Raw genomic sequence first — 607 nt, forward strand, 5'->3', positions numbered from 1 at the left:
TATATATATAGAAGTGGCAAATTCGTCTTTTATACTACATAGCTACACTTTCAATGTTTCATTTTCTGGCGGTTTTTTATCAGGGCTTTTGTCGGCGGCAGTGTGCGATTTATCAGAGGGAACAATATTCCCATCGGGGTTTGTTGCCGCTAATCCGACTGAACGAAGTGAAGGAGTATTAGCGGTTTTAGCGGATAAATGTTTCATTACGGTTTGTTTCACTACGGAATGAACGCCCTACCTATCATCGCCCCTGCGCTGTCCCCGAAGGGGTCTGCGCAGGGGTTCACCGAATAAATGCTCTTGCGTTATCATTGCCCACCTACCGCTAGGTGGGTGGGTCTTACCGTGTCTTGCTGTCAGGCTTCAGTTAAGAATAATTTTTTAAAAGCGTCTGGTTTTTTATGTTCGCAAAAAAAAGAGGGTCTGTTTTTTTCATCGGGTATTGTCGCCGCATATCCGCTTGGGAGCGGAGCGGACAAGCGGTTTTGCGGCAAGAGCGATTTATTTTTTTACTACGGTTTTTGGGAACTTTTAGCGGATAGCGAAGGCTGTTTTATTTACGTCAGCCGTGTGCGTACTTCGCTCCGCTTCTTGTTATACGAAA

The 607-nt window shown here is 45.1% G+C and carries 2 protein-coding genes; both read left to right on the top strand.

All coding sequences use genetic code 11. From position 1 onward, the window contains the following. On the top strand, nt 1–232 hold a 232-nt coding region (locus tag ACYVRH_RS14125), incomplete at its 5' end, for a hypothetical protein (protein ID WP_461257513.1). A gap of 65 nt (nt 233–297) precedes the next feature. Next, nucleotides 298–607, top strand: a 310-nt coding sequence (locus ACYVRH_RS14130) for a hypothetical protein (protein WP_461257514.1), incomplete at its 3' end; no start/stop codon positions are given.

The organism is Treponema sp. R80B11-R83G3 (assembly GCF_054786115.1).